Origin of the sequence: Streptosporangium becharense, assembly GCF_014204985.1 — a bacterium.
Classification (GTDB): domain Bacteria; phylum Actinomycetota; class Actinomycetes; order Streptosporangiales; family Streptosporangiaceae; genus Streptosporangium; species Streptosporangium becharense.
This window is the reverse complement of the sequence record NZ_JACHMP010000001.1, coordinates 7543783-7563931: the sequence shown is the minus strand read 5'-3', so window position 1 is coordinate 7563931 and position 20149 is coordinate 7543783. Positions and strand designations below refer to the sequence as shown.

Here is a 20149-nt window from a genome sequence, read left to right as displayed (position 1 = left end):
CGGGGACCGGCGGCTTCTTCGCGGCGGCGTCCACGGCGGCCCGAAACGCGGCCGGATCGACGGGCTTCAGCGCCGGCCGCCCCGGTGCGGTCGGCGTGCCGGGCGGCGACGGACGGGCCGCGAGGAAGCCGATCAGGACGCTCATCGCGTCCGGTTGTCACGGCCGGTCGTCGGTGTCGCGATCGGACCCCGGGCCGGAGACGGACAGCCGCCGGACCCGCTCCTCGGCGCCGAGCATCCTGAGCGCCTGGACGAGGGGTTCGCGATGGATCTCCGTCTCGGCCCTGTCGTACATCAGCGTGAGCGCCTCACGCAGCTTCACAGCCTCCGACACCAGGGCCTGAGCGGCGTTCATGCCCCCGATGGTGTATTCCGCGTACGCCGGGTTGATCCGGCCCAGGAGCTCGATGATCCGCAAGTAGTGGTTGAGGAAGTCCTGCTCGGCCCGAGTCAGGGCGGGCAGCGGACGCTCGGGCTGCATCTGATGACCATCCCCTGACTGGCCGGCCTGCGACGTGATCGGTCCAGGCTAGTATCCTCGCCTCGCTCCGCGCCACGTCCCGCCACCCACCCCGGGGTCGCCGCGGGTGCGGGCCGCCGGAGACTACCTGCTCTTCGGCCGGTTGCCCCAGCGGGGCCTGCGGAACAGGTCACGGCGTTCCAGCAGGTAGGCGAGTTTGGCGGCGGCGGCCCGGACCGCCTCCTCGTGCCGGTGGCGCTTGGTGGCCACGGTCCCGCTCCAGCGTTCGAGCAGGACGGCGAGTTCCTCGGCGATCTCACCGATCACCCGGTAACGGGTGCTGAAGGCGTAGAGGTCGCCGTGCACCTCGTTCACCAGTTCCTCGTCGACCCGGCGGGCCAGCGGCCTGGTCCGGCGCAGGAGATCGGTCTCCATCGCCGGGGTGACCGGCGCACGGCGGGCGTCGCCCTCGGGCACCATGATGAGCGCCCGGATCCGGGCGACGGCGAGGGCCCGCTCCGCCTGCGGAGTGGAGGGGTGCTCGGCGAGATCCAGAAGGCGGCGCAGGGTCTCCTGCGTCTTGTCGTCGAACATTGGAAAGCCGCCCCGCCCTCACGTGCCGTCGTACCTGCCGCGCAGGCGCGAGCCAATGCTATGGGACTCGCGGAGGTGCGCGGAGTGGCGGGCGGCGGACCTCCGCCCCGGCCCCGGTGCCCGTCACCGGGAATCCCAGCGGTCGCGGCATGACCGGCGGAAGATGGTAGACGAGTCGGCGATGGCATTTCTCGCTCTTCATCGAATTCAGCATGAAAGACTGGGGTAAGCCGATTTTTTGGGTGATTAGTCGCACTCTTCGTTTTTTCTCCGAATACAGTCCAGCGGTATCGGACGGCGCCCCCTTCGCGGAAGGGCGGAGGAGAGTGGACGGAGTGGCTCACGGCCATGGATCCGATCGGTGACGATCTGCTCAGAATCATCAAGGCCGAAGTCGGATACCGGGAGGGGCCGGGCCGGCACAGCAAGTTCGGCGAATGGTACGCGACCCACATGGTGCGGGACCCGCAGTACGAGACGGCCCCCTGGTGCGGCATGTTCGTCGCCTGGGCGGCGGAGAGGGCGGGCGTCGCGGAGTACGTCGGCCAGTTCGCGTGGACCCCCTCGCACGCCCGCTGGTTCGAGGTGCACGGCGCCTGGTCGCGGACGCCCGAGCCCGGGGCCCTGGTCTTCTTCGACTGGTCCGGCGGCAAGGACATCGGCGGCGTCGACCACGTCGGCGTCGTCGAGCGGGTGGAAAGTGGAACGATCCACACCATCGAGGGGAACGTCGACCGGGTCTGGCTCAGGCGCAAGAAGCGGGACGAGAGCAAGGTCGTCGGTTACGGGCTGCCGCGCAAGGTCAAGGAGAAACTGAGCGGGGACGCCCCCTCCTCGCAGGCGTCGTCGCGGATCGAACTCCGCCCCGCGCCCGTCTCCGCCCCCCTCACCGGCCCCTCCCCCACGCTCCCCGTCTCCGCGGAGACCGTCGTGGTCGCGGGGTCGTTGCTCCTCGTCCTCGCCGTCACGCTCGCCCTGGGGCGACGGCGCCCGCGTGTTCCGGCCGGGCGGCACCGCAGGGCGGCCGGAACGCGGGAGGCGGCGCGGGAACGGATCGTACGGCGCGCACCGGCCGCGCCGACAGTGCCGACAGTGCCGGCGGTGCCGTGCCCCCGCGCGGGACAACCGAGGGATCGCCTGGATCGGGCCGCGTGACGGAACGTGGCCGGGTGCGGCCGTTCCCGGCGCGCACAGCGGCCGGAACCCGAGGTGCCGACTTGATTGTTTAGGTTAGGCAAAGCTAAGTTTCTCGCGAGGGCTCTTCGGAGCGGGTACCCGGCGAAGGCGGCAGGATGACAGTGAGCAGCGAGCGGACCGTGGAGCGGACGGCCGAGGCCGGCCCCTACCGGGGCTTCCATGTGGAGGTCCTGCGGACGCTGCGGCTCAGCCCGAGTTTCGTACGGGTCACCTTCGGCGGGGAGGACCTGGCCGAGTTCGCCGACAACGGCTTCGACCAGCGGATCAAGGTGATCCTCCCGCTGCCCGGCGGCGTCTTCGCCCCGCTGGGCGACGACGCCGACTGGTACCAGCGGTGGCGGGCCCTCCCCCAGGAGCTGCGTAACCCGATCCGCACCTACACCGTGCGCGCCGTACGGCCGGAGCTGCGCGAACTCGACGTCGACTTCGTCCTGCACGGCGAGAGCAGCCCCGCCTCCCGATGGGCGACCCACGCCTCCCCGCGCGACCGGATCGTGGTGATCGGCCCCAACGCCGCCTTCCCCGGCCCGTCCGGCGGCCAGGAGTGGGCACCGCCGGCCGATGCGGAACACCTGCTGCTGGCCGGAGACGAGACGGCGGTCCCCGCGATCGCGGCCATCGCCGAGTCCCTCTCCGGAGACGTCCCGGCGACCGTGCTGCTGGAGGTCCCCGAGGCCGCCGACGCGCTGCCCCTCGCCGTCCGGCCCGGCGTGCGGGTCACCTGGCTGCCCCGCGGGGGAGGCGGTCACGGCGACCTGCTCGTCCCGGCGGTCCGCGCCGCCCTCGGCCGGGTCGGCGTGCCCGGCGACGGCGGGCCGTCCGCCCCCGCGGGGGCCGCCGCACTGGAGGACGTCGACGTGGACGCGGAGATCCTCTGGGAGGTCCCGGAGGGCTCCGGCGGCGCCGGGCTGTACGCCTGGCTGGCCGGCGAGGCGGGCATGGTCAAGCTGCTCCGCCGCCACCTGGTGCAGGAGGCGGGGGTCCCCCGCTCCTCGGTGGCCTTCATGGGCTACTGGCGCCTGGGACGCTCCGAGACCGCCTGAGGCCCGCGACCGTCGGTCGCCGTCCGTGCCGGGACTTCCGGTAGCGTGCTCAGATCTCCGGTGGAACGACTACGGAACGAGGCCCGGCATGCCGTACGACCCGCCGGGGCTGCGTCCGGCGGAGCCCCGTGTGGTCACCGGGGCGTTGCGCGCCGTCTCGGCCGTCAACCCGTACTTCGCCGTCGCGACCGGCCCGGCGGACCCGGAGGCGGCGGACCCGGAGGCGGCGGGGTGGCGCCCGCTGGCGGTGCTCCACGCCGACCCGGAGATCCTGGACGGCATGGTCTCCGGTGTCGCGCGGCGGCTCGGCACGGATGAGCGGAGGATCGCCGCCTCCATCCTGTTCCAAGGGCTCGCGGCCCGGTTCTGGTCACCGGCCGTCGGCGCCGCCGCCGCCGGGGTGCTCGTCGACCTCGACCCGGCGCGCGTCCTGTGGCGCCCCGCCCCCACCGGGCCGCTCCCCCTGCTGATCCCCCGCCCGGCCGGGTGGGAGGTCGCCGACGCCGCCCTGGCGGCCGGCCCGCTCTACCGCGACGTGGTCGGCGACCTGCTGGAACCGCTCGCGCACGCCGTACGGGAGACGACAAGGGTCGCCCCGGGCCTGCTGTGGGGGAACGCGGCGTCCGCGCTGGCCGGGACGCTCCAGACGATCGCGGCGCAGCGGCCCGGGGCGGCGGCGCGGGCGTTCCGGCTCACCCGCGAGCTGCTGCGGCTGGGGGTGCTGCGCGGAACCGGCGAGCTGACCGAGCCCGCTCCCGGACGACCCCGTTTCCTGCGGCGCAGTTGCTGTCTCTACTACCGCCTGCCCGGCGGCGGCTGGTGCGGCGACTGCCCGCTGCCGGCCCGCGTGGCCCGGTGACGGCCGGCGGACGCGCAGGGTGCGGCAGCCGGGCACGGCACCTCGCATTCACCCTCCCCCAATGGGGCATTTGGGGGTTAATTGGGTGTTTGTCAATGTGTATCCGTTTAGCCTGAGAGAGTTATCCGGCGTGCGAGCCGGTTCCCCGTCTCGCCCTGTCTCGAGCGCAGCAGCCGGAGGCCACACGTCAGGAGGGAAGCCATGGCCAGGTTCATGGACGTTCACCATGGCATGGTGGGCATCACCGACCAGCAACTGCGCGAGGCCCACGAGGCGGACGTCGCGATCCAGCACGAAGAGGGCGTGACGTTCGAACACGCGTGGGCCGACCCCGCCGACGGCGTCGTCTACTGCCTGTCGGACGCCCCCGACGCGGACGCCGTGCGGCGTGTCCACCAGCGCGCCGGCCACCCGGCCGACGAGATCCATCCTGTGCCGCTGACCGTCTGACCCGCCCGGCCCCGGAGCCGGGCACTCCGGGACACTGCGTGGGGACACTGCGCGCGGAGACCGCCGGCCGCGGTGGGTGCCGGGCCGCGCGGCCGGGCACCCACCGCGGCGGGGTCAGGCGCCGCCGTCCTCCAGGTCTCCCTCGGACTTCAGGTAGACCTCCTGCACGCCCCGCAGCACGTCCGGATCGGGGTGCTCCCACATGCCCCGGTTGGCCGCCTCCAGCAGCCGCTCGGCGATGCCGTGCAGGGCCCAGGGGTTCGAGCGGGCCATGAACTCCTGGTTCTCCGGGTCGAGCACGTAGGTCGCGGCCAGCTTGTCGTACATCCAGTCGGCGACCACGCCGGTGGTGGCGTCGTAGCCGAACAGGTAGTCGACGGTCGCGGCCAGCTCGAAGGCGCCCTTGTAGCCGTGCCTGCGCATGGCGGCCAGCCAGCGGGGGTTGACCACCCGGGCGCGGAAGATCCGGGACGTCTCCTCGGAGAGCGTGCGGGTCCGGACCGCGTCCGGCCGGGTGCTGTCACCGATGTAGGCGGCCGGGGCCTTGCCGGTGAGCGCCCGGACGGTGGCGATCATGCCGCCGTGGTACTGGAAGTAGTCGTCGGAGTCGGCGATGTCGTGTTCGCGGGTGTCGACGTTCTTGGCCGCCACCGCGATCCGCCGGTAGGCGCTCTCCATGTCCTCGCGCGCCGGGACCCCGTCGACGCCCCGGCCGTAGGCGAACCCGCCCCAGACCGCGTACACCTCGGCGAGGTCGGCGTCGTCGCGCCAGTTGCGGCTGTCGATCAGCGGCAGCAGCCCGGCCCCGTAGGCGCCCGGCCGCGAGCCGAAGATCCGCATGGTGGCCCGGCGCTCGTCGCCGTGGACCGCCCGGTCGGCGAGCACGTGAGCGCGGACGTAGTTGACCTCCCCGGGTTCCTCCAGCCCGGCCGCGAGCCGCACGGCGTCGTCCAGCAACGCGACGACGTGTGGGAACGCGTCGCGGAAGAAACCGCTGATCCTGACGGTCACGTCCACCCTCGGGCGGCCGAGCTCCCCGGCCGGGATCGGCTCCAGGCCGGTGACACGGCGCGAGGCCTCGTCCCAGACCGGACGCACGCCGAGCAGCGCCAGCACCTCGGCCACGTCGTCCCCGGCGGTGCGCATGGCGCTGGTGCCCCACACCGACAGCCCGACCGAGCGCGGCCAGTCGCCGGTGTCGGCCCGGTAGCGCTCCAGCAGCGATTCGGCCATCGCCTGGCCCGTCTCCCACGCCAGCCTGCTCGGCACGGCCTTGGGGTCGACCGAGTAGAAGTTCCGCCCGGTGGGGAGCACGTTGATCAGGCCGCGCAGCGGTGACCCGCTCGGCCCGGCCGGGACGTACCCACCGTCGAGGGCGTGCAGGATCGCGTCGATCTCGTCGGTGGTGCGCGCCAGCCGGGGCACGACCTCGTCGGCGGCGAAGCGCAGGATCCGCTCCACCTGGCCGATCCGCTCCGGGCCCGCCCCGCCGGGGAGGGACGCGACGGCGGGGGTCTCCGCGCCGGTCCCGGCGGAAGGCGCCACGCCCGCCTCGGCGGGGGCCAGGACGGCGGCGGTCACCTCGGGGACGGCGGCGGCGTCCCAGCCCCGGGCCTCCATGCCCTCGACCAGGGCACGGGCCAGCGCCTCGGCCTCGTCGACGCCGATCCGGGCGGCGGTGCCGTCCTCGGCCAGGCCCAGGGCCTCGCGCAGGCCGGGCAGCGCCTGGCTGCCGGCCCACACCTGCCGCGCGCGCAGCATCGCCAGCACCAGGTCGACCCGCGCGGCACCCTCGGGGGCGACGCCCAGCACGTGCAGGCCGTCGCGGATCTGGACGTCCTTGACCTCGCACAGCCAGCCGTCGACGTGCAGCAGGAAGTCGTCGAACTCGGCGTCGTGCGGGCGGTCCTCGATGCCCAGATCGTGGTCGAGCCGGGCGGCCTGGATGAGCGTCCAGATCTGCGCGCGGATCGCGGGCAGCTTGGCCGGGTCCATCGCGGCGATGGAGGCGTGCTCGTCGAGGAGCTGCTCCAGCCGGGCCATGTCGCCGTAGGTGTCGGCGCGGGCCATCGGCGGGACGAGGTGGTCGACCAGGGTCGCGTGGGCACGGCGCTTGGCCTGGGTGCCCTCGCCGGGGTCGTTGACCAGGAACGGGTAGATCAGCGGCAGGTCGCCGAGGGCGGCGTCGGGCCCGCAGGAGGCCGACAGGCCGGCGGACTTGCCGGGCAGCCACTCCAGGTTGCCGTGCTTGCCCACGTGGACCACGGCGTGAGCGCCGAAACCGTCGGACAGCCAGCGGTAGGCCGCCAGGTAGTGGTGGCTGGGCGGCAGGTCGGGGTCGTGGTAGATCGCGATGGGGTTCTCGCCGAATCCGCGGGGCGGCTGCACCATGACGACGACGTTGCCGGCGCGCAGCGCGGCCAGCACGATCTCGCCCTCCGGGTCGCGCGAGCGGTCGACGAACAGCTCACCGGGCGGCGGGCCCCAGTGCTCCTCGATCCGGGCACGCAGGTCGCCGGGGAGCGTGCCGTACCACTCGGCGTAGCGGCCCGCGCCGATGCGGACCGGGTTGGCGGCGAGCTGCTCCTCGGTCAGCCAGTCCTGGTCCTGCCCGCCCGCGGCGATCAGGGCGTGGACCAGCGCGTCGCCGTCCTGCTCGGCCACCCCGGGCAGCTCGCCCTCGGCGCCGATGTCGTAGCCGTGCTCCCGGAGCGCGGCCAGCAGCCGCACGAGGCTCGCCGGGGTGTCCAGGCCGACGGCGTTGCCGATGCGGGCGTGCTTGGTGGGGTAGGCCGACAGCATCAGCACCAGCCGCCGCTCGGCGGGCGGGACGTGCCGCAGCGCGGCGTGCCGCACGGCGATGCCCGCCACGCGGGCGGCCCGCTCGGGGTCGGCGACGTAGACGGTCAGCCCGTCCTCGTCGATCTCCTTGAACGAGAACGGCACGGTGATGATGCGTCCGTCGAACTCGGGGATCGCGACCTGGGTGGCGGCGTCCAGCGGGGACAGGCCGTCGTCGTTCTCCTCCCACTGCGAGCGGCTGCCGGTCAGGCAGAGCCCCTGCAGGACGGGCACGTCCAGCTCGGCGAGGGCGCCGACGTCCCACGCCTCGTCGTCGCCCCCGGCGGACGCGGTCGCCGGGCGGGTGCCGCCCGCGGCGAGCACGGTCACCACCAGGGCGTCGACCGTGCGCAGAGCCTCCAGCAGGCCGGGGTCGGCGGCGCGCAGGGACGCGCAGTACAGGGGCAGCGCCCGGCCGCCCGAGTCTTCGATCGCCGAGCAGAGCGCCTCGACGAAGGCGGTGTTGCCCGCCACGTGGTGGGCTCGGTAGTAGAGCACCCCGACGACCGGCCCGTCCTCGCGGCGGGCCTGACGCTCCAGCACACCCCAGGTGGGGGTGGGGGCGGGCGGGGCGAACCCGTGGCCGGTGAGCAGCAGCGTGTCGGACAGGAACCGGTGGAGTTCGGTCAGGTTGGCCGCCCCGCCGTGGGCGAGGTAGGCGTGCGCCTCGGCGCAGACGCCGCCGGGCACCGTGGACAGTTCCATCAGCTCGGCGTCCGGCGCCTGCTCGCCGCCGAGGACGACGACGGGCCGGGGCCCGGCGAGCAGCGCGTCCAGGCCCTCCTCCCAGGCGCGGCGCCCGCCCAGCAGGCGGACCACGACCAGGTCGGTGCCCTCGACCAGCGCCGGGAGGTCGTCGGCGGTGAGCCGGGCGGGGTTGCCCAGCCGGTAATCCGCGCCGCTCGCGCGGGCGCTCAGCAGGTCGGTGTCGGAGGTGGAGAGCAGGAGGATCACGCGCCACGCTCCAGGGAGGACGGGACGGTACGGCTCAGCGATGCCACGGTGTGGCGGGGGAAGGGCGAAAAGCGCACGGAGCTTCCTCACTCGGGGTCCTCGCCCCGGGTCGTCGTCGGCCACGACGGCTGGAGTCTCCTGGCTGCCGGATCGGTGCTCACCCCGGCCTTCCCGTCCGACCGTCGGACAGTGGCCCGGGTGGGGTTCGCTCCCCGGTTACAGTGGCGGGACCGCGCCGGACTCGCACCGGCTTCCTCCCTTTGCCGTCGCCACCGATGACACTACGGCAGTCCGGCTCATTGCAAGAAACTGGCATTAACATCCTGTCCGTGGCCATTGCCGACTTTCCCGGACGATCGCGACTCGATGCCTGCCCCGGAGCCCTTCAGACGCACGCCGCCGCCGACGGCGGCCTGGCGCGCGTCCGGGTGCCCGGCGGGCGGCTGACCCCCTTCTGCCTGCGCGAACTCGCCGAGGCCGCCTCCTCGTACGGGAGCGGCGTCATCGAGCTGACCTCGCGGGCGAACGTCCAGGTCCGCGGCCTCGGCCCCTCGGACGGCCCCTCAGATGGCACCTCAGACGGCGCCGGGAACGGTTTCGCCACCCGGATGGCCGCCGCCGGCCTGCTGCCGTCCGCCACCCACGAGCGCGTGCGCAACGTCCTCGCCTCCCCGCTGAGCGGCCTGGACGGAGCCGGGGTCGCCGACGTGACGCCCCTGGTGGACGAGCTCGACCGGCGGCTGTGCGCCCGTCCCGCCCTGGCCGCCCTGCCCGGCCGGTTCATGTTCGCCCTCGACGACGGACGCGGGGACGTGGCCGGGCTCGGCGCCGACGCCGCCGTCCTGCCGACCGGCGTGGACGAGGCCGCGCTGCTGGTCGCGGGGGTGGACACCGGCATACGCGTCCCGCTGGGCGAGGCCGTGACGGCCCTGCTGGCCGCCGCCGACGCCTTCCTCGCCGAGCAGGCGGCCCAGGGCGTCACCGCCTGGCGGATCTCCGAGCTCCGGGACGGCGCCGCCCGGGTCACCGCCCGGGTGCGGGCGGCCCTCGTACCGCGTGCCGGGGTTCCCGCGTCCTCCGCGGCGGACGACGGCCCGTCCCGGTACGGGACCGCCGGGCCCGGGCCGGGGACCGGCAGCGGTCCGGGGGGCGGGCCGGTGGGGACCGGCAGCGAACCGGGGACCGGCACCGGTCCGGAGATCGGGCCGGTGAGGGCCGAGCCGGTGACTCTCGGGCCCGTCGGGGTCTTCCCGAGCCGGGACGGCACCCGCGTCGCGCTCGGGGTCGCGGTGCCGCTGGGACGGCTGACCGCCGCGCAGGCCGAGGCGCTCGCGGACGCCGCCGTGGGCGGTGAGATCCGGCTCACGCCGTGGCGCGGCGCCGTCCTGCCCGGCCTGCCGCCGGACGAGGTCGCCGCCACCGCCGCCCGCCTCACCGCCGCCGGGCTGGTCGCCGACCCCGCCTCGCCGTGGATCGGGGTGACGGCCTGCGCCGGCCGTCCCGGCTGCGCCAAGTCGCTGGCCGACGTCCGCGCCGACGCCGCCCTCGTCGTCGCCCGAGCCGGTGGGGCGGTCGCGGGCGGCGCGCCGGGCACCGGTACGCTCCCCGTGCACTGGGCGGGCTGCGGCAGACGCTGCGGCCGGCCCAGAGGACGGGTCGCGGACGTGGTCGCCACCGGCGACGGCTACCGCGTGGAGCTGGACGGCACCGGCCTGACCTGTGCCGGCATCGAGGAGACCGCGGCCGCGCTGGCGGCCGCCAGAGGGGACCTGTGATCGACTACGTCCGCGACGGCGCGGAGATCTACCGCCGTTCGTTCGCCACCATCCGCGCCGAGGCCGACCTGGGCGGCCTGCCCGCCGACGTCGCCCGGGTCGCGGTCCGCATGATCCACGCCTGCGGCATGGTCGACCTGGTGACCGACCTCGCCTGGTCCCCGGGGGTCGTGGCCTCGGCCCGCGCGGCCCTGCGCGCCGGCGCGCCGGTGCTCTGCGACGCCCAGATGGTCGCCTCGGGGGTGACCCGCCGCCGGCTGCCCGCCGGCAACGAGGTGCTGTGCACCCTCGGCGACCCCCGGGTGCCGGAGCTCGCCGAGCGGCTGGGCACCACCCGCAGCGCCGCGGCACTGGAGCTGTGGCGCGACCGGCTGGCGGGCTCCGTGGTGGCGATCGGCAACGCGCCGACCGCGCTGTTCCGGCTGCTGGAGATGGTCGAGGAAGGTGCCGGGCGACCGGCCGCCGTGCTCGGCGTCCCGGTCGGGTTCATCGGCGCCGCCGAGTCCAAGCAGGCCCTCGCCGAACACCCGGCGGGCCTTGAGTACCTGGTCGTGCACGGCCGCCGGGGCGGGAGCGCGATGACCGCCGCCGCCGTCAACGCGATCGCGAGTGAAGAGGAGTGAGCGGCAACGTGACCGGACGGCTGTGGGGCGTGGGACTCGGGCCTGGAGACCCCGAGCTGGTGACCGTCAAGGCGGCCCGGCTCATCGGCGCGGCGGACGTGATCGCCTTTCACAGCGCCCGCCACGGCCGGAGCATCGCCCGCTCGGTGGCGGCGCCGTACCTGCGGGAGGGGCAGATCGAGGAGGCCCTGATCTACCCGCTCACCACCGAGACCACCGACCACCCCGGCGGCTACCAGGGGGCGATCGACGACTTCTACGCCGACTGCGCGGTGCGGCTCGCCGCCCACCTGGACGCCGGACGCGACGTGGTGGTGCTGTGCGAGGGCGACCCGCTCTTCTACGGCTCCTACATGCACATGCACAAACGCCTGTCGCACCGCTACGTCACCGAGGTGGTGCCGGGCGTGACGTCGGTCAGCGGCGCCGCCGCGGTCCTCGGCCGACCGCTGGTCGAGCGGGACGAGGTCCTCACCGTGCTGCCGGGGACGCTCCCCGCCCCCGTGCTCGCCGAGCGCCTCGCGGCGACCGACTCGGCCGCGGTGCTCAAGCTCGGCCGTACGTTCACCAAGGTCCGCGACGCGCTGGCAGAGGCCGGGCGGCTGGACGAGGCGTGGTACGTGGAGCGCGCCACCACCGGGCAGCAGCGTCTGGCCCCGCTCGCCGAGGTGGACCCGGACAGTGTGCCGTACTTCTCGCTGGCGCTGATCCCGAGCCCGGTCAACGCGGCCGGTCCCGCGTCCGCGGCGGCGGAGGCGGCCCCCGCCCCCGCCCCCGTCGTGGGCACCCGCGGCGAGGTGGTCGTGGTCGGGCTCGGCCCGGCCGGGCGGCCGTGGCTGACGCCCGAGGCGCAGGAGGCGCTGGCCGGCGTCGACGAGCTCGTCGGGTACGGCCCCTACCTCGACCGGATCCCGCCGAACCCGCGCCAGCGCCGCCACCCCACCGACAACCGGGTGGAGGCCGAACGCGCCGCGCACGCGCTGGAGCTGGCCGCGGCCGGGTCGCGCGTGGCCGTGGTCTCCTCGGGTGATCCCGGGGTGTTCGCGATGGCCAGCGCGGTGCTGGAGGTGGCGTGCGAGCCACGGTTCGCGGACGTGCCGGTGCGGGTGCTGCCGGGCCTGACCGCGGCGCACGCCGTGGCCGGCCGGGCCGGGGCGCCGCTGGGCCACGACTACTGCGTGCTATCGCTGTCGGACCTGCTCAAGCCGTGGGAGGTCGTCGCCGGGCGGATCAGCGCCGCGGCCGGGGCCGACCTGGTCCTGGCGATCTACAACCCGGCGTCGAAGAGCCGCACCTGGCAGGTGGCCGCCGCGCGGGACCTGATCCTGGAGCACCGCGCACCCGAGACGCCCGTGGTCGTCGGCCGCGACGTCGGCGGGCCCGCCGAGAGCCTCACGATCACCACCCTCGGAGAGCTCGACCCGGCCTCGATCGACATGCGCTGCCTGCTGCTGGTGGGGTCGTCGACCACGCGGGTGGTCGAGCGGGGCGACGGCCGCCGGGTGGTGTTCACCCCCCGCCGCTACCCGGCATGATCGTCCGCGCCGGCGGCGGCCGGGCCGGTCGTGGAGTCCAGCCAGGACAGGGCCGCCTCGACGGTCTCCACGGCGGGCACGCCGTCCGGCGCGGCCGGGCGGCGGACGACCACGACCGGCAGGCCCAGCTCGCGGGCGGCGGCCAGCTTGGCGGTGGTCATCCCACCGCCGCTGTCCTTGGTGACGAGCACCTCGACGCGGTGCTCGCGCATCAGGGCCAGCTCGCCCTCGACGGTGAACGGGCCCCGGCTGAGCAGCACCTCCACCCGGCGCGGCATCGGCGGCTCCGGCGGGTCGACCGAGCGGGCCAGGAACCACAGGCCGTCCAGCCCGGCGAAGACCGGCAGGCTCCGCCGGCCGGTGGTCAGGAACACCCGCTCCCCCAGCGAGGGCAGCAGCTCGGCGGCGGCGGCGAGGGAGGGGACCCAGCGCCAGTCGTCGCCGGGGCCCTCCCGCCAGCCCGGCCGCCGCAGGATCAGCAGCGGCAGGCCGGCGCGGGTCGACGCCTCGGCCGCGGAGGCGGTCATCCGCGCGGCGAAGGGGTGCGTGGCGTCCACCACGACGTCCACGCGGTGCTCGACCAGCCACGATGCCAGGCCGTCCGGGCCGCCGAAGCCACCCTCGCGCACCTCCCCCACCGGCAGCTTCGGGTCGCGTACCCGTCCTGCCAGGGACGACACCACGCGCGTCCCGGGACGCCCGACGAGCGCGGCGGCCAGCCGCCTGGCCTCGTCCGTGCCGCCGAGCACCAGGATGTTCAGCACTCCGTCTCCTCTCCTCCGTCGCGGGACGTCGCCCCGCCGTACCGATCGGCGCCCACGGCATGAGCGCGTCCCTGCGCCACGGGTGGACCACCGGCGCCTGCGCGACCGCGGCGACCACCGCCGCCTACACCGCGCTGCTCGGCGGCGGGTTCCCCGACCCGGTGGAGATCACCCTGCCGAAGGGGCAGCGGCCGGCGTTCGCGCTGGCCCGGGAGGAGCTGGCGGCCGGGTACGCCATGGCCGCGGTGGTCAAGGACGCCGGGGACGACCCCGACGTGACGCACGGGGCGCTGATCCGCTCCACCGTCCGGCACGGCGCCCCCGGCAGCGGGGTGGTCTTCACCGCCGGGCCCGGGGTCGGCACCGTCACCAAACCCGGTCTCCCGCTCCCGGTGGGCGAACCCGCGATCAACCCGGTGCCCCGGCAGATGATGCGCGAGCACGTCGCCGAGGTCGCCGCCCGGCACGGCGGCAGCGGCGACGTGGTCGTGGAGATCTCGGTGGAGGACGGCGAGGAGCTGGCCCGGCGCACCTGGAACCCGCGCCTGGGCATCCTGGGCGGGCTGTCGATCCTCGGCACCACCGGCATCGTGGTTCCGTACTCGTGCTCGGCCTGGATCGACAGCATCCGGCGCGGCATCGACGTGGCCAGGGCGGCGGGCCGCACCCACGTCGCCGGGTGCACCGGGAGCACCTCCGAGCGGGTCGCCGCCGAGCTGTACGGGCTCCCCGAGGACGCCCTGCTGGACATGGGCGACTTCGCGGGCGCCGTGCTGAAATATCTGCGCAGGCATCCCGTCCCCCGGCTGACCGTCGCCGGGGGCATCGGCAAGCTGTCCAAGCTCGCCGACGGCCATCTGGACCTTCACTCCGGACGCTCGCAGGTCGACCTCGGCATGCTCGCCGGGCTCGTGCGCTCCGCGGGCGGCGGGGAGGAGCTGGCCGGGCGGGTGTCCGCGGCGAACACCGCGCTGCACGCACTGCGCCTGTGCCAGGAGGCGGGCCTGCCGCTGGGCGACCTGGTCGCCGAGCGGGCCCGCCGTACGGCCGCCGAGGTGCTGCGCGGCGCACCGGTCACGGTGGACGTGGTGGTCATCGACCGCGCGGGGGTCGTCGTCGGCCGCGCCGGCTGACCCGCGGCCGGGCCGCGCGGCCGGACGTCCCGGCGGAGGCACGCACGGCGGGTCCGGCCGGGCGGTGCGCGGCGCCCGCCGGCCGTCCGGACCCGGGAACGCGAGGGCCGGTCGCGCCGTGGGTTGTGGGCGACGGGGGCGGCGAGGGTTCAGTCACGGCAGCGGGCGTCGGAGTACAGGTGGCTGTCGGGGAACTCCGAGGCGGTCAGCACCCGGCCGACGACGATCACCGCGGTGCGCAGGATCCCCGCCTCCCGGACCTTCCCCGCGATGTCGGCCAGGGTGCCGCGCAGGATCACCTCGTCGTCCCTGCTGGCCCGGGCCACCACGGCCACCGGGCAGTCGGCCCCGTAGGCGGGGACGAGCTCGGCCGTGACCGCCTCGATCCGCTGCACGGCCAGGTGCAGGACCATCGTGGCGCGGCTGCGGCCGAGCGTGCCGAGGTCCTCCCCGTCCGGCATGGGGGTGGCGCGCGCCGCGGTGCGGGTCAGCACGACGGTCTGGCCGACGCCCGGCACGGTGAGCTCCCGCTTCAGCGACGCCGCCGCGGCGGCGAACGCGGGCACGCCGGGGACCACCTCGTAGGGCACACCCGCGGCGTCCAGCCGCCGCATCTGCTCGGCCATCGCGCTGAACACCGACGGGTCGCCGGAGTGCAGCCGGGCCACGTCGTGCCCGGCGCGGTGCGCGGCGAGCATCTCCCCGACGATCTCCTCCAGGGTCATCTTCGCGGTGTCGACCAGCCGGGCGTCCGGCGGGCAGCACTCCAGCAGCTCGGCCGGGACCAGTGACCCGGCGTACAGGCACACGGGTGCCGAGGCCAGGGCCCGCTGCCCCCGCACGGTGATCAGGTCGGCGGCGCCGGGCCCGGCCCCGATGAAACGCACCGTCATCGCACGTCCTCCCCCGGTGAGGTGGGTACTCCCGGTGATTCGAGCGGTTCCCGCGCGGCGGGCGGCTTGACCGCGGTCCAGATCGTCACGGGCATCATGGGCCGCCACCCGGTGAAACCGCCGACCGGGGCGGCCCTGCCGACCGAGAGCCGGACCAGGTCGCCGCCGAGCGCGCCGAACCAGGAGGCCAGCACGGCCTCCGACTCGACGGTCACCGCGTTGGCCACGAGCCTGCCGCCAGGCCGCAGCGCCTCCCAGCAGCCCTCGACCACGCCGGGGACGGTGACCCCGCCACCGACGAACACGGCGTCGGGCCGTTCCAGGCCGTCCAGCGCGGCCGGGGCGGCGCCGGTGACCACGGTCAGGCCGGGCACGCCCAGCCGGGCGGCGTTGCGGGCGACCACCGCGGCCCGGCCGGGACGGGACTCCACCGCGACCGCCCGGTTGTCCGGGTGGACGCGCATCCACTCGATCCCGATGCTGCCGGCGCCGGCGCCGACGTCCCACAGCAGCTGCCCGGGGACGGGCGCCAACCGGGACAGGGTCACCGCGCGCACCTCGCTCTTGGTGAGCTGGCCGTCGTGCTCGTAGGCGTCGTCGGGCAGGCCGGGGACGCGGGGCAGCGCGACGGTCCCGGCGTCCGCCAGGCACTCCACGGCGACGACGTTGAGGTCATGCGCCGAGGGCAGCGACCAGAGGGCGGCCGTACCCGAGATCACACGTTCCCCGGGGCCGCCCAGCCGTTCCAGGACCGTCACCGGGCTGCCGCCGTACCCGCGCGCGGCGAGCAGCCCGGCGACCCGGGCGGGGGTGCGGCCGTCGGCGCTGAGGACCAGGATCCGGCGGCCGTCGTGCACCCAGCCGTGCAGCGTCTCGACGGGGGCGGTGACGAGGCTGACCACGTCGAGGCGGTCGGCCGCCCAGCCGAGGCGGGCACAGGCGAGCGAGACCGACGACGGGTGCGGCAGGACGCGGACCCGGTCGGCGCCGAGCAACCGGACCAGGGTGGTGCCGATGCCGTGGAACATGGGGTCGCCGCTGGCCAGCACGCACACCCGGCGGCCCCGGTGGGAGGCGATCAGGCCGGGCAGCGCCGGCAGCAGCGGCGAGGGCCAGGTGACGCGTTCGGCGACGCGTTCGACGTCCGGCGGCCCGGGGATCAGGGCGAGCTGGCGGGCACTTCCCATCAGGACCTCGGCGGCGCGCAGCTCGCGCCGCGCCGTCTCGGAGAGACCGGCCCAGCCGTCGGCCCCGACGCCGACCACGGTGACCACGGGGGCTGCGGGGTCAGTGGGGAGCACGGGGTCAGACATTGCCCAGCACCCGGGTGACGCGGATCTCGACCACGACGCGGGCGGGGTTGTCGCGGGGCGGCTTGTAACGCTCGGTGTAGCGGCGCTCGGCGTCGGCGACGGACCCGGGGTCGGTGCGGACCGTCGCACGCCCCTCCAAGGTCGACCAGCGGGAGCCGTCGACCTGGCAGACCGCGACCGGGGCACCCCCGGCCGTCTCGCCGCCGGAGGCGAGGACGTTGCGGACCTTCGCCGAAGCACCCGAGGTGATCACCCTGGCGATGCCGGACTCCACATCGAGCGTCACCCCCACCGGGACGACGTGCGGCGTGCCGTCGGCGCGCACGGTGGTCAGCGTGCAGAGGTGGCGCTCACGCCAGAAGGCGCGGAAGCCCTCTCCGGGATCCTTCAACACCCAGCCTTTCCCGAGGTCGATGTGACGGCGACATGCTAGCCGGGTGCGGAACCCGGCGGAGGACCGCCTCCGCCGGGTGGAGCGGTCAGCCCTTCTCCGCCGGTCGGCCGCGGTCTCGTTCGTAGTCGGCCAGGACCCGCTCTCGGTGCCCGGCCGGCAGCAGGTCGATGTAGAGGCGGCCGTCGAGGTGGTCCGTCTCGTGTTGCAGGCACCGGGCCAGCAGGCCGGTGCCCTCGACCATCAGGGACGCCCCGGTGACGTCGAAGCCGTGCACGACCGCGCGGTCGGACCGGCCGAGCTCGGCCCGCTGCCCGGGGACCGACAGGCAGCCCTCCTCGTACTCGGCGACGGTGCGGTCGGCGGGCTCGGGCAGGACCAGGGTCGGGTTGACGACGACGCCCTTGCGCCACTCCTCGGTGGCGTCGGGGCAGTCGTAGACGAACACCCGAAGGTCGACGCCGATCTGGTTGGCCGCGAGCCCCACACCCTCGGCGGCGTACATGCTGGCGAACATGTCCCGGACGAGCCCGGCCAGTTCCTCGTCGAAGCCGGTGACCGGACGGCAGGGCCGGTGCAGCACCGGGTCGCCGACGTACCGGATCGGCATGACCGCGCCTCCGGCGTACTCGTCGCCCTCGCCGCGTCCGCGTGGCGCCACCGCTCAGCTCCCCGGGCTGAAGATGACCTCGTCGGGCGTGACGCGCACCGTGATGCGCTGCTCGCCCGGCTGCCGGTAGGGGTAGGTCTCCACGCCGAGATACTTGCCGGCCAGGCGGTCGATGACCTCGTCGGCGCCATCCAGCTCCAGGCGCGCCTTGCCCGAGACGCTCACCAGGTGGAAGGCGTCCTTGGGGTCGAGGACGCTCACCGACACCCGGGGGTCCTCACGCAGGTGACGCTCCTTGGCCCGGCCGACCGCCGTGTTGAAGACGACGTCGTCACCGTCGACGTCGACCCAGACGACGGTGCTGTGCAGCGACCCGTTGGGCCTGACGGTGGTCACCCAGGCGTGGATGGGCTGCCTGAGCAGCTCCTTGGCTTCCTCGCTCAGTTTCCCCACGACAACCTCCGTGTTGTGAACGGTACCTATGAGGCAATCGAACATCACGCCGGAGTGATCCATTCCACCGCCCCCCGGAAGACGACGCCGGAGGCGGCACCGCAGCGGGATCGCGGCGGGATCGCGGCGGGGCCGCATGGGCGGCACGCGGACGGCGGGCGGCGCGTGGCGGATGACGGGCCGTACGGGTGACGCGGTGACACGGCGCCGCGGCGGGGACGGCATCCTGTTAGGCATGAGCTACCGCATATGCCTGGTCTGCATGGGAAACATCTGCCGCTCCCCGATGGCGGAGATCGTGCTGAGGAAGACCCTCGACGACCACGGTCTGGGTGACCTGGTGACCGTCGACAGCGCCGGCACCGGCGGCTGGCACCAGGGCGGGCCGATGGACGAACGTGCCGCCGCGACGCTCTCCGCGCGCGGCTACGACGGCTCCCTGCACCGGGCCCGGCAGTTCCAGGCCGACTGGTACGGACAGGTCGACCTGGTGCTGGCCATGGACCGGGAGAACCTGCGGGCGCTGCGCCGCCTGGCCCCCGACGGCGCCGACGTGCGGCTGTTCCGCTCGTTCGACCCGGGCGCCCCGGAAGGCGCCGAGGTCCCCGACCCCTACTACGGCGAGCAGGAGGGCTTCGCCGAGGTGCTGCGGATGGTCGAGGCCGCCTCCGTGGGCCTGGCCGAACACCTGGCGAAGAAGCTCAGGTGAGGCTGCCCCGGACCGCCCGGGGGTCCTCCTGCCGCTCCCCGCGGGGGGCCGCCGGGTCGCCGCGCTCGGCCGCGGCCGTGACGTTGCGCAGCATGCTGCCGAAGACCAGGCTGTGGAAGGGCGTGACCGCCCACCAGTACAGGTGCCCGGCCAGCCCCCGGGGATGGAAGATCGCACGCTGGCCGTAGACGGTCCGGCCCCGGTGCCGGAGCACCCGCAGTTCCAGCCAGGCGAGGCCGGGCAGGCGCATCTCGGCGCGGAGCCGCAGCAGGCGTCCCGGCTCGACCTCCTCGACCCGCCAGAAGTCGACCGCGTCGCCCACCCGGAGCCGGTGGGGGTCGCGCCGCCCGCGGCGCAGGCCCACGCCGCCGACCAGCCGGTCGAGGAGGCCGCGCAGCCGCCAGGCGACGGGCAGGGAGTACCAGCCCGTCTCGCCGCCGATGGCCTCGACGACCGTCCAGAGGCGCTGCGGGGAGACCGCCACCGGGCGGGCCCGCGCGTCCCGGTAGAGGCTCCCGCCCGCCCAGCCTGGGTCGGTGGGCAGCGGGTCGCTCGGCGCTCCCGGAGTGGAGGCCGAGGACCAGCGGGTCAGGACGTTGGCCTCCCTGATCCGCTGCAGGGCCAGTTCGACGGCCTGCCGCAGCCCGATCAGGCCGCCCGGCGGGTCGGGGACGTAGCGGGCGACGTCGTGCTCGCGGCAGATCGCCTCGTTGCGCAGCGACTCCACCAGCGGCCGGGCCAGTGCCGCCGGGACCGGCGTGACCAGGCCCACCCAGTGGCTCGACAGGCCGGGGCTGAGCAGCGGCACCGGGATGATGAGCCGGCGAGGCAGCCCGGCGGCCTCGGCGTACACGCGCATCATGTCGGCGTAGGTCAGCACGTCCGGGCCGCCGATGTCGAAGGAGCGGTTGACCTCCTCCGCGACGTCCGCCCAGGCGACGAGGTAGCGCAGCACGTCGCGGATCGCGATGGGCTGGGTCCGGGTGCCCACCCAGCGCGGGGTCGTCATCACCGGCAGCCGCTCGGTCAGGTAGCGCAGCATCTCGAAGGAGGCCGAACCGGACCCGATGATGACCGCCGCCCGCAGCACCACGGCGGGCACCGCGGAGCGGAGGAAGATCTCTGCGACCTCGGCCCGGGAGCGCATGTGCGGTGAGAGCCCGTCGTCGGGCGCCAGGCCGCCGAGGTAGACGACGCGGCGCACACCGGCCCGCTCGGCCGCGGCGGCGAAGACGGCGGCGGCCTCCCGGTCGGCGGCGGCGAAGCCGGGGCCGCCGCCCATCGTGTGGATGAGGTAGTAGGCCACGTCGACGCCGTCGAGGGCCGCGCCGGTCCGCTCCGGGTCGGTGGCGTCGGCCTCGGCGATCTCGACTCGGGAGGCCCAGGGCTGGTCGCGCAGGCGACCCGCCGAGCGGACCATGCAACGGACCTCGTGCCCGGCGTCGAGCAGTTCGGGGACGAGCCTGCCGCCGATGTATCCGGTGGCGCCGGTGACAAGACATCTCATCTGGATATCTTCGTACGGCCCCGCCGTCCGGTTGCCGGACGGTCA

Annotated in this window: 19 protein-coding genes and 1 riboswitch; of the genes, 9 read left to right on the top strand and 10 right to left on the bottom strand. The window is 75.0% G+C overall.

The window, feature by feature from the left end:
• Nucleotides 1–157: 157 nt before the first annotated feature.
• Together F4562_RS32635 and F4562_RS32630 are read right to left on the bottom strand one after the other, a co-directional pair.
• Nucleotides 158–481, bottom strand: a complete 324-nt coding sequence (locus F4562_RS32635; RefSeq protein WP_184546717.1) for a hypothetical protein — start codon at nucleotides 479–481, stop codon at nucleotides 158–160.
• 123 nt (nucleotides 482–604) lie between these two features.
• The gene (locus tag F4562_RS32630) at nucleotides 605–1054 is read right to left on the bottom strand and encodes a hypothetical protein (RefSeq protein ID WP_184546719.1); all 450 of its coding nucleotides are present in this window, start codon (nucleotides 1052–1054) and stop codon (nucleotides 605–607) included.
• Nucleotides 1055–1402: 348 nt separating this feature from the next.
• On the opposite strand from F4562_RS32630, the gene F4562_RS32625 reads away from it, so the two are divergent.
• From F4562_RS32625 to F4562_RS32610, 4 genes are all read left to right on the top strand, one after another.
• On the top strand, nucleotides 1403–2209 hold the full coding sequence (locus F4562_RS32625; protein WP_184546721.1) for a CHAP domain-containing protein: 807 nt from the start codon (nucleotides 1403–1405) through the stop codon (nucleotides 2207–2209).
• Between the two features lie 137 nt (nucleotides 2210–2346).
• Complete coding sequence (locus F4562_RS32620) at nucleotides 2347–3294, top strand: siderophore-interacting protein (protein ID WP_184546723.1); 948 nt, start codon at nucleotides 2347–2349, stop codon at nucleotides 3292–3294.
• 88 nt (nucleotides 3295–3382) lie between these two features.
• A complete protein-coding gene (locus F4562_RS32615; protein WP_184546725.1) occupies nucleotides 3383–4153 on the top strand; it encodes a (2Fe-2S)-binding protein in 771 nt (256 codons plus the stop codon).
• Between the two features lie 201 nt (nucleotides 4154–4354).
• Nucleotides 4355–4603 (top strand): SCO4226 family nickel-binding protein, encoded by a 249-nt coding sequence (locus tag F4562_RS32610; protein WP_184546727.1) that lies wholly within the window; start codon nucleotides 4355–4357, stop codon nucleotides 4601–4603.
• A 114-nt stretch (nucleotides 4604–4717) separates the two neighbouring features.
• Here F4562_RS32610 and cobN read toward each other — a convergent pair whose 3' ends face one another.
• Nucleotides 4718–8398: a cobaltochelatase subunit CobN gene (gene cobN, locus F4562_RS32605; protein WP_184546729.1), complete on the bottom strand. Its 3681-nt coding sequence runs from the start codon at nucleotides 8396–8398 to the stop codon at nucleotides 4718–4720.
• A gap of 109 nt (nucleotides 8399–8507) precedes the next feature.
• A riboswitch (cobalamin riboswitch) is annotated at nucleotides 8508–8681 on the bottom strand.
• 46 nt (nucleotides 8682–8727) lie between these two features.
• Here cobN and cobG point away from each other — a divergent pair.
• Genes cobG through F4562_RS32590 form a run of 3 tightly spaced genes read left to right on the top strand, consistent with a single transcriptional unit; the run spans nucleotide 8728 to nucleotide 12331 of the window.
• Nucleotides 8728–10173 (top strand): precorrin-3B synthase, encoded by a 1446-nt coding sequence (cobG, locus tag F4562_RS32600; protein WP_311734233.1) that lies wholly within the window; start codon nucleotides 8728–8730, stop codon nucleotides 10171–10173.
• Nucleotides 10170–10796 (top strand): precorrin-8X methylmutase, encoded by a 627-nt coding sequence (locus tag F4562_RS32595; RefSeq protein WP_184546733.1) that lies wholly within the window; start codon nucleotides 10170–10172, stop codon nucleotides 10794–10796. The genes cobG and F4562_RS32595 overlap by 4 nt, the downstream gene beginning before the upstream one ends.
• 8 nt (nucleotides 10797–10804) lie before the next feature.
• Nucleotides 10805–12331 carry a precorrin-2 C(20)-methyltransferase gene (locus F4562_RS32590; RefSeq protein WP_184546735.1) on the top strand — a complete coding sequence of 509 codons (1527 nt, stop codon included), beginning with the start codon at nucleotides 10805–10807 and terminating at the stop codon, nucleotides 12329–12331.
• Here the strand turns inward: F4562_RS32590 and F4562_RS32585 are convergent.
• Nucleotides 12319–13092, bottom strand: a complete 774-nt coding sequence (locus tag F4562_RS32585) for a cobalt-precorrin-6A reductase (protein ID WP_221207765.1) — start codon at nucleotides 13090–13092, stop codon at nucleotides 12319–12321. The genes F4562_RS32590 and F4562_RS32585 overlap by 13 nt on opposite strands.
• Before the next feature lie 62 nt (nucleotides 13093–13154).
• On the opposite strand from F4562_RS32585, the gene F4562_RS32580 reads away from it, so the two are divergent.
• A complete protein-coding gene (locus F4562_RS32580; protein WP_184546739.1) occupies nucleotides 13155–14228 on the top strand; it encodes a cobalt-precorrin-5B (C(1))-methyltransferase in 1074 nt (357 codons plus the stop codon).
• Nucleotides 14229–14377: 149 nt separating this feature from the next.
• Here the strand turns inward: F4562_RS32580 and cobM are convergent, their stop codons facing one another.
• The 5 genes from cobM to F4562_RS32555 form a co-directional block, all read right to left on the bottom strand.
• Nucleotides 14378–15121, bottom strand: coding sequence for a precorrin-4 C(11)-methyltransferase (gene cobM, locus F4562_RS32575; RefSeq protein WP_184546741.1), 744 nt, complete (start codon nucleotides 15119–15121; stop codon nucleotides 14378–14380).
• Nucleotides 15118–16434 (bottom strand): precorrin-6y C5,15-methyltransferase (decarboxylating) subunit CbiE, encoded by a 1317-nt coding sequence (cbiE, locus tag F4562_RS32570; protein WP_184546743.1) that lies wholly within the window; start codon nucleotides 16432–16434, stop codon nucleotides 15118–15120. Before cbiE ends, cobM begins: the two co-directional genes overlap by 4 nt.
• Nucleotides 16427–16825 (bottom strand): PPOX class F420-dependent oxidoreductase, encoded by a 399-nt coding sequence (locus tag F4562_RS32565; RefSeq protein ID WP_221207741.1) that lies wholly within the window; start codon nucleotides 16823–16825, stop codon nucleotides 16427–16429. The genes cbiE and F4562_RS32565 overlap by 8 nt, the downstream gene beginning before the upstream one ends.
• 88 nt (nucleotides 16826–16913) lie before the next feature.
• The gene (def, locus tag F4562_RS32560; protein WP_311734235.1) at nucleotides 16914–17486 is read right to left on the bottom strand and encodes a peptide deformylase; all 573 of its coding nucleotides are present in this window, start codon (nucleotides 17484–17486) and stop codon (nucleotides 16914–16916) included.
• Between the two features lie 3 nt (nucleotides 17487–17489).
• Entirely contained in the window at nucleotides 17490–17888 is a 399-nt protein-coding gene (locus F4562_RS32555) for a TIGR03618 family F420-dependent PPOX class oxidoreductase (protein ID WP_184546747.1), read from the bottom strand.
• A gap of 235 nt (nucleotides 17889–18123) precedes the next feature.
• Between F4562_RS32555 and F4562_RS32550 the strand changes: the two genes are divergently transcribed.
• Nucleotides 18124–18597 (top strand): low molecular weight protein-tyrosine-phosphatase, encoded by a 474-nt coding sequence (locus F4562_RS32550; protein WP_184546749.1) that lies wholly within the window; start codon nucleotides 18124–18126, stop codon nucleotides 18595–18597.
• Here the strand turns inward: F4562_RS32550 and F4562_RS32545 are convergent.
• Entirely contained in the window at nucleotides 18590–20104 is a 1515-nt protein-coding gene (locus tag F4562_RS32545; protein ID WP_184546751.1) for an SDR family oxidoreductase, read from the bottom strand. The two genes, F4562_RS32550 and F4562_RS32545, sit on opposite strands and share 8 nt — an antisense overlap.
• Nucleotides 20105–20149: the final 45 nt, after the last annotated feature.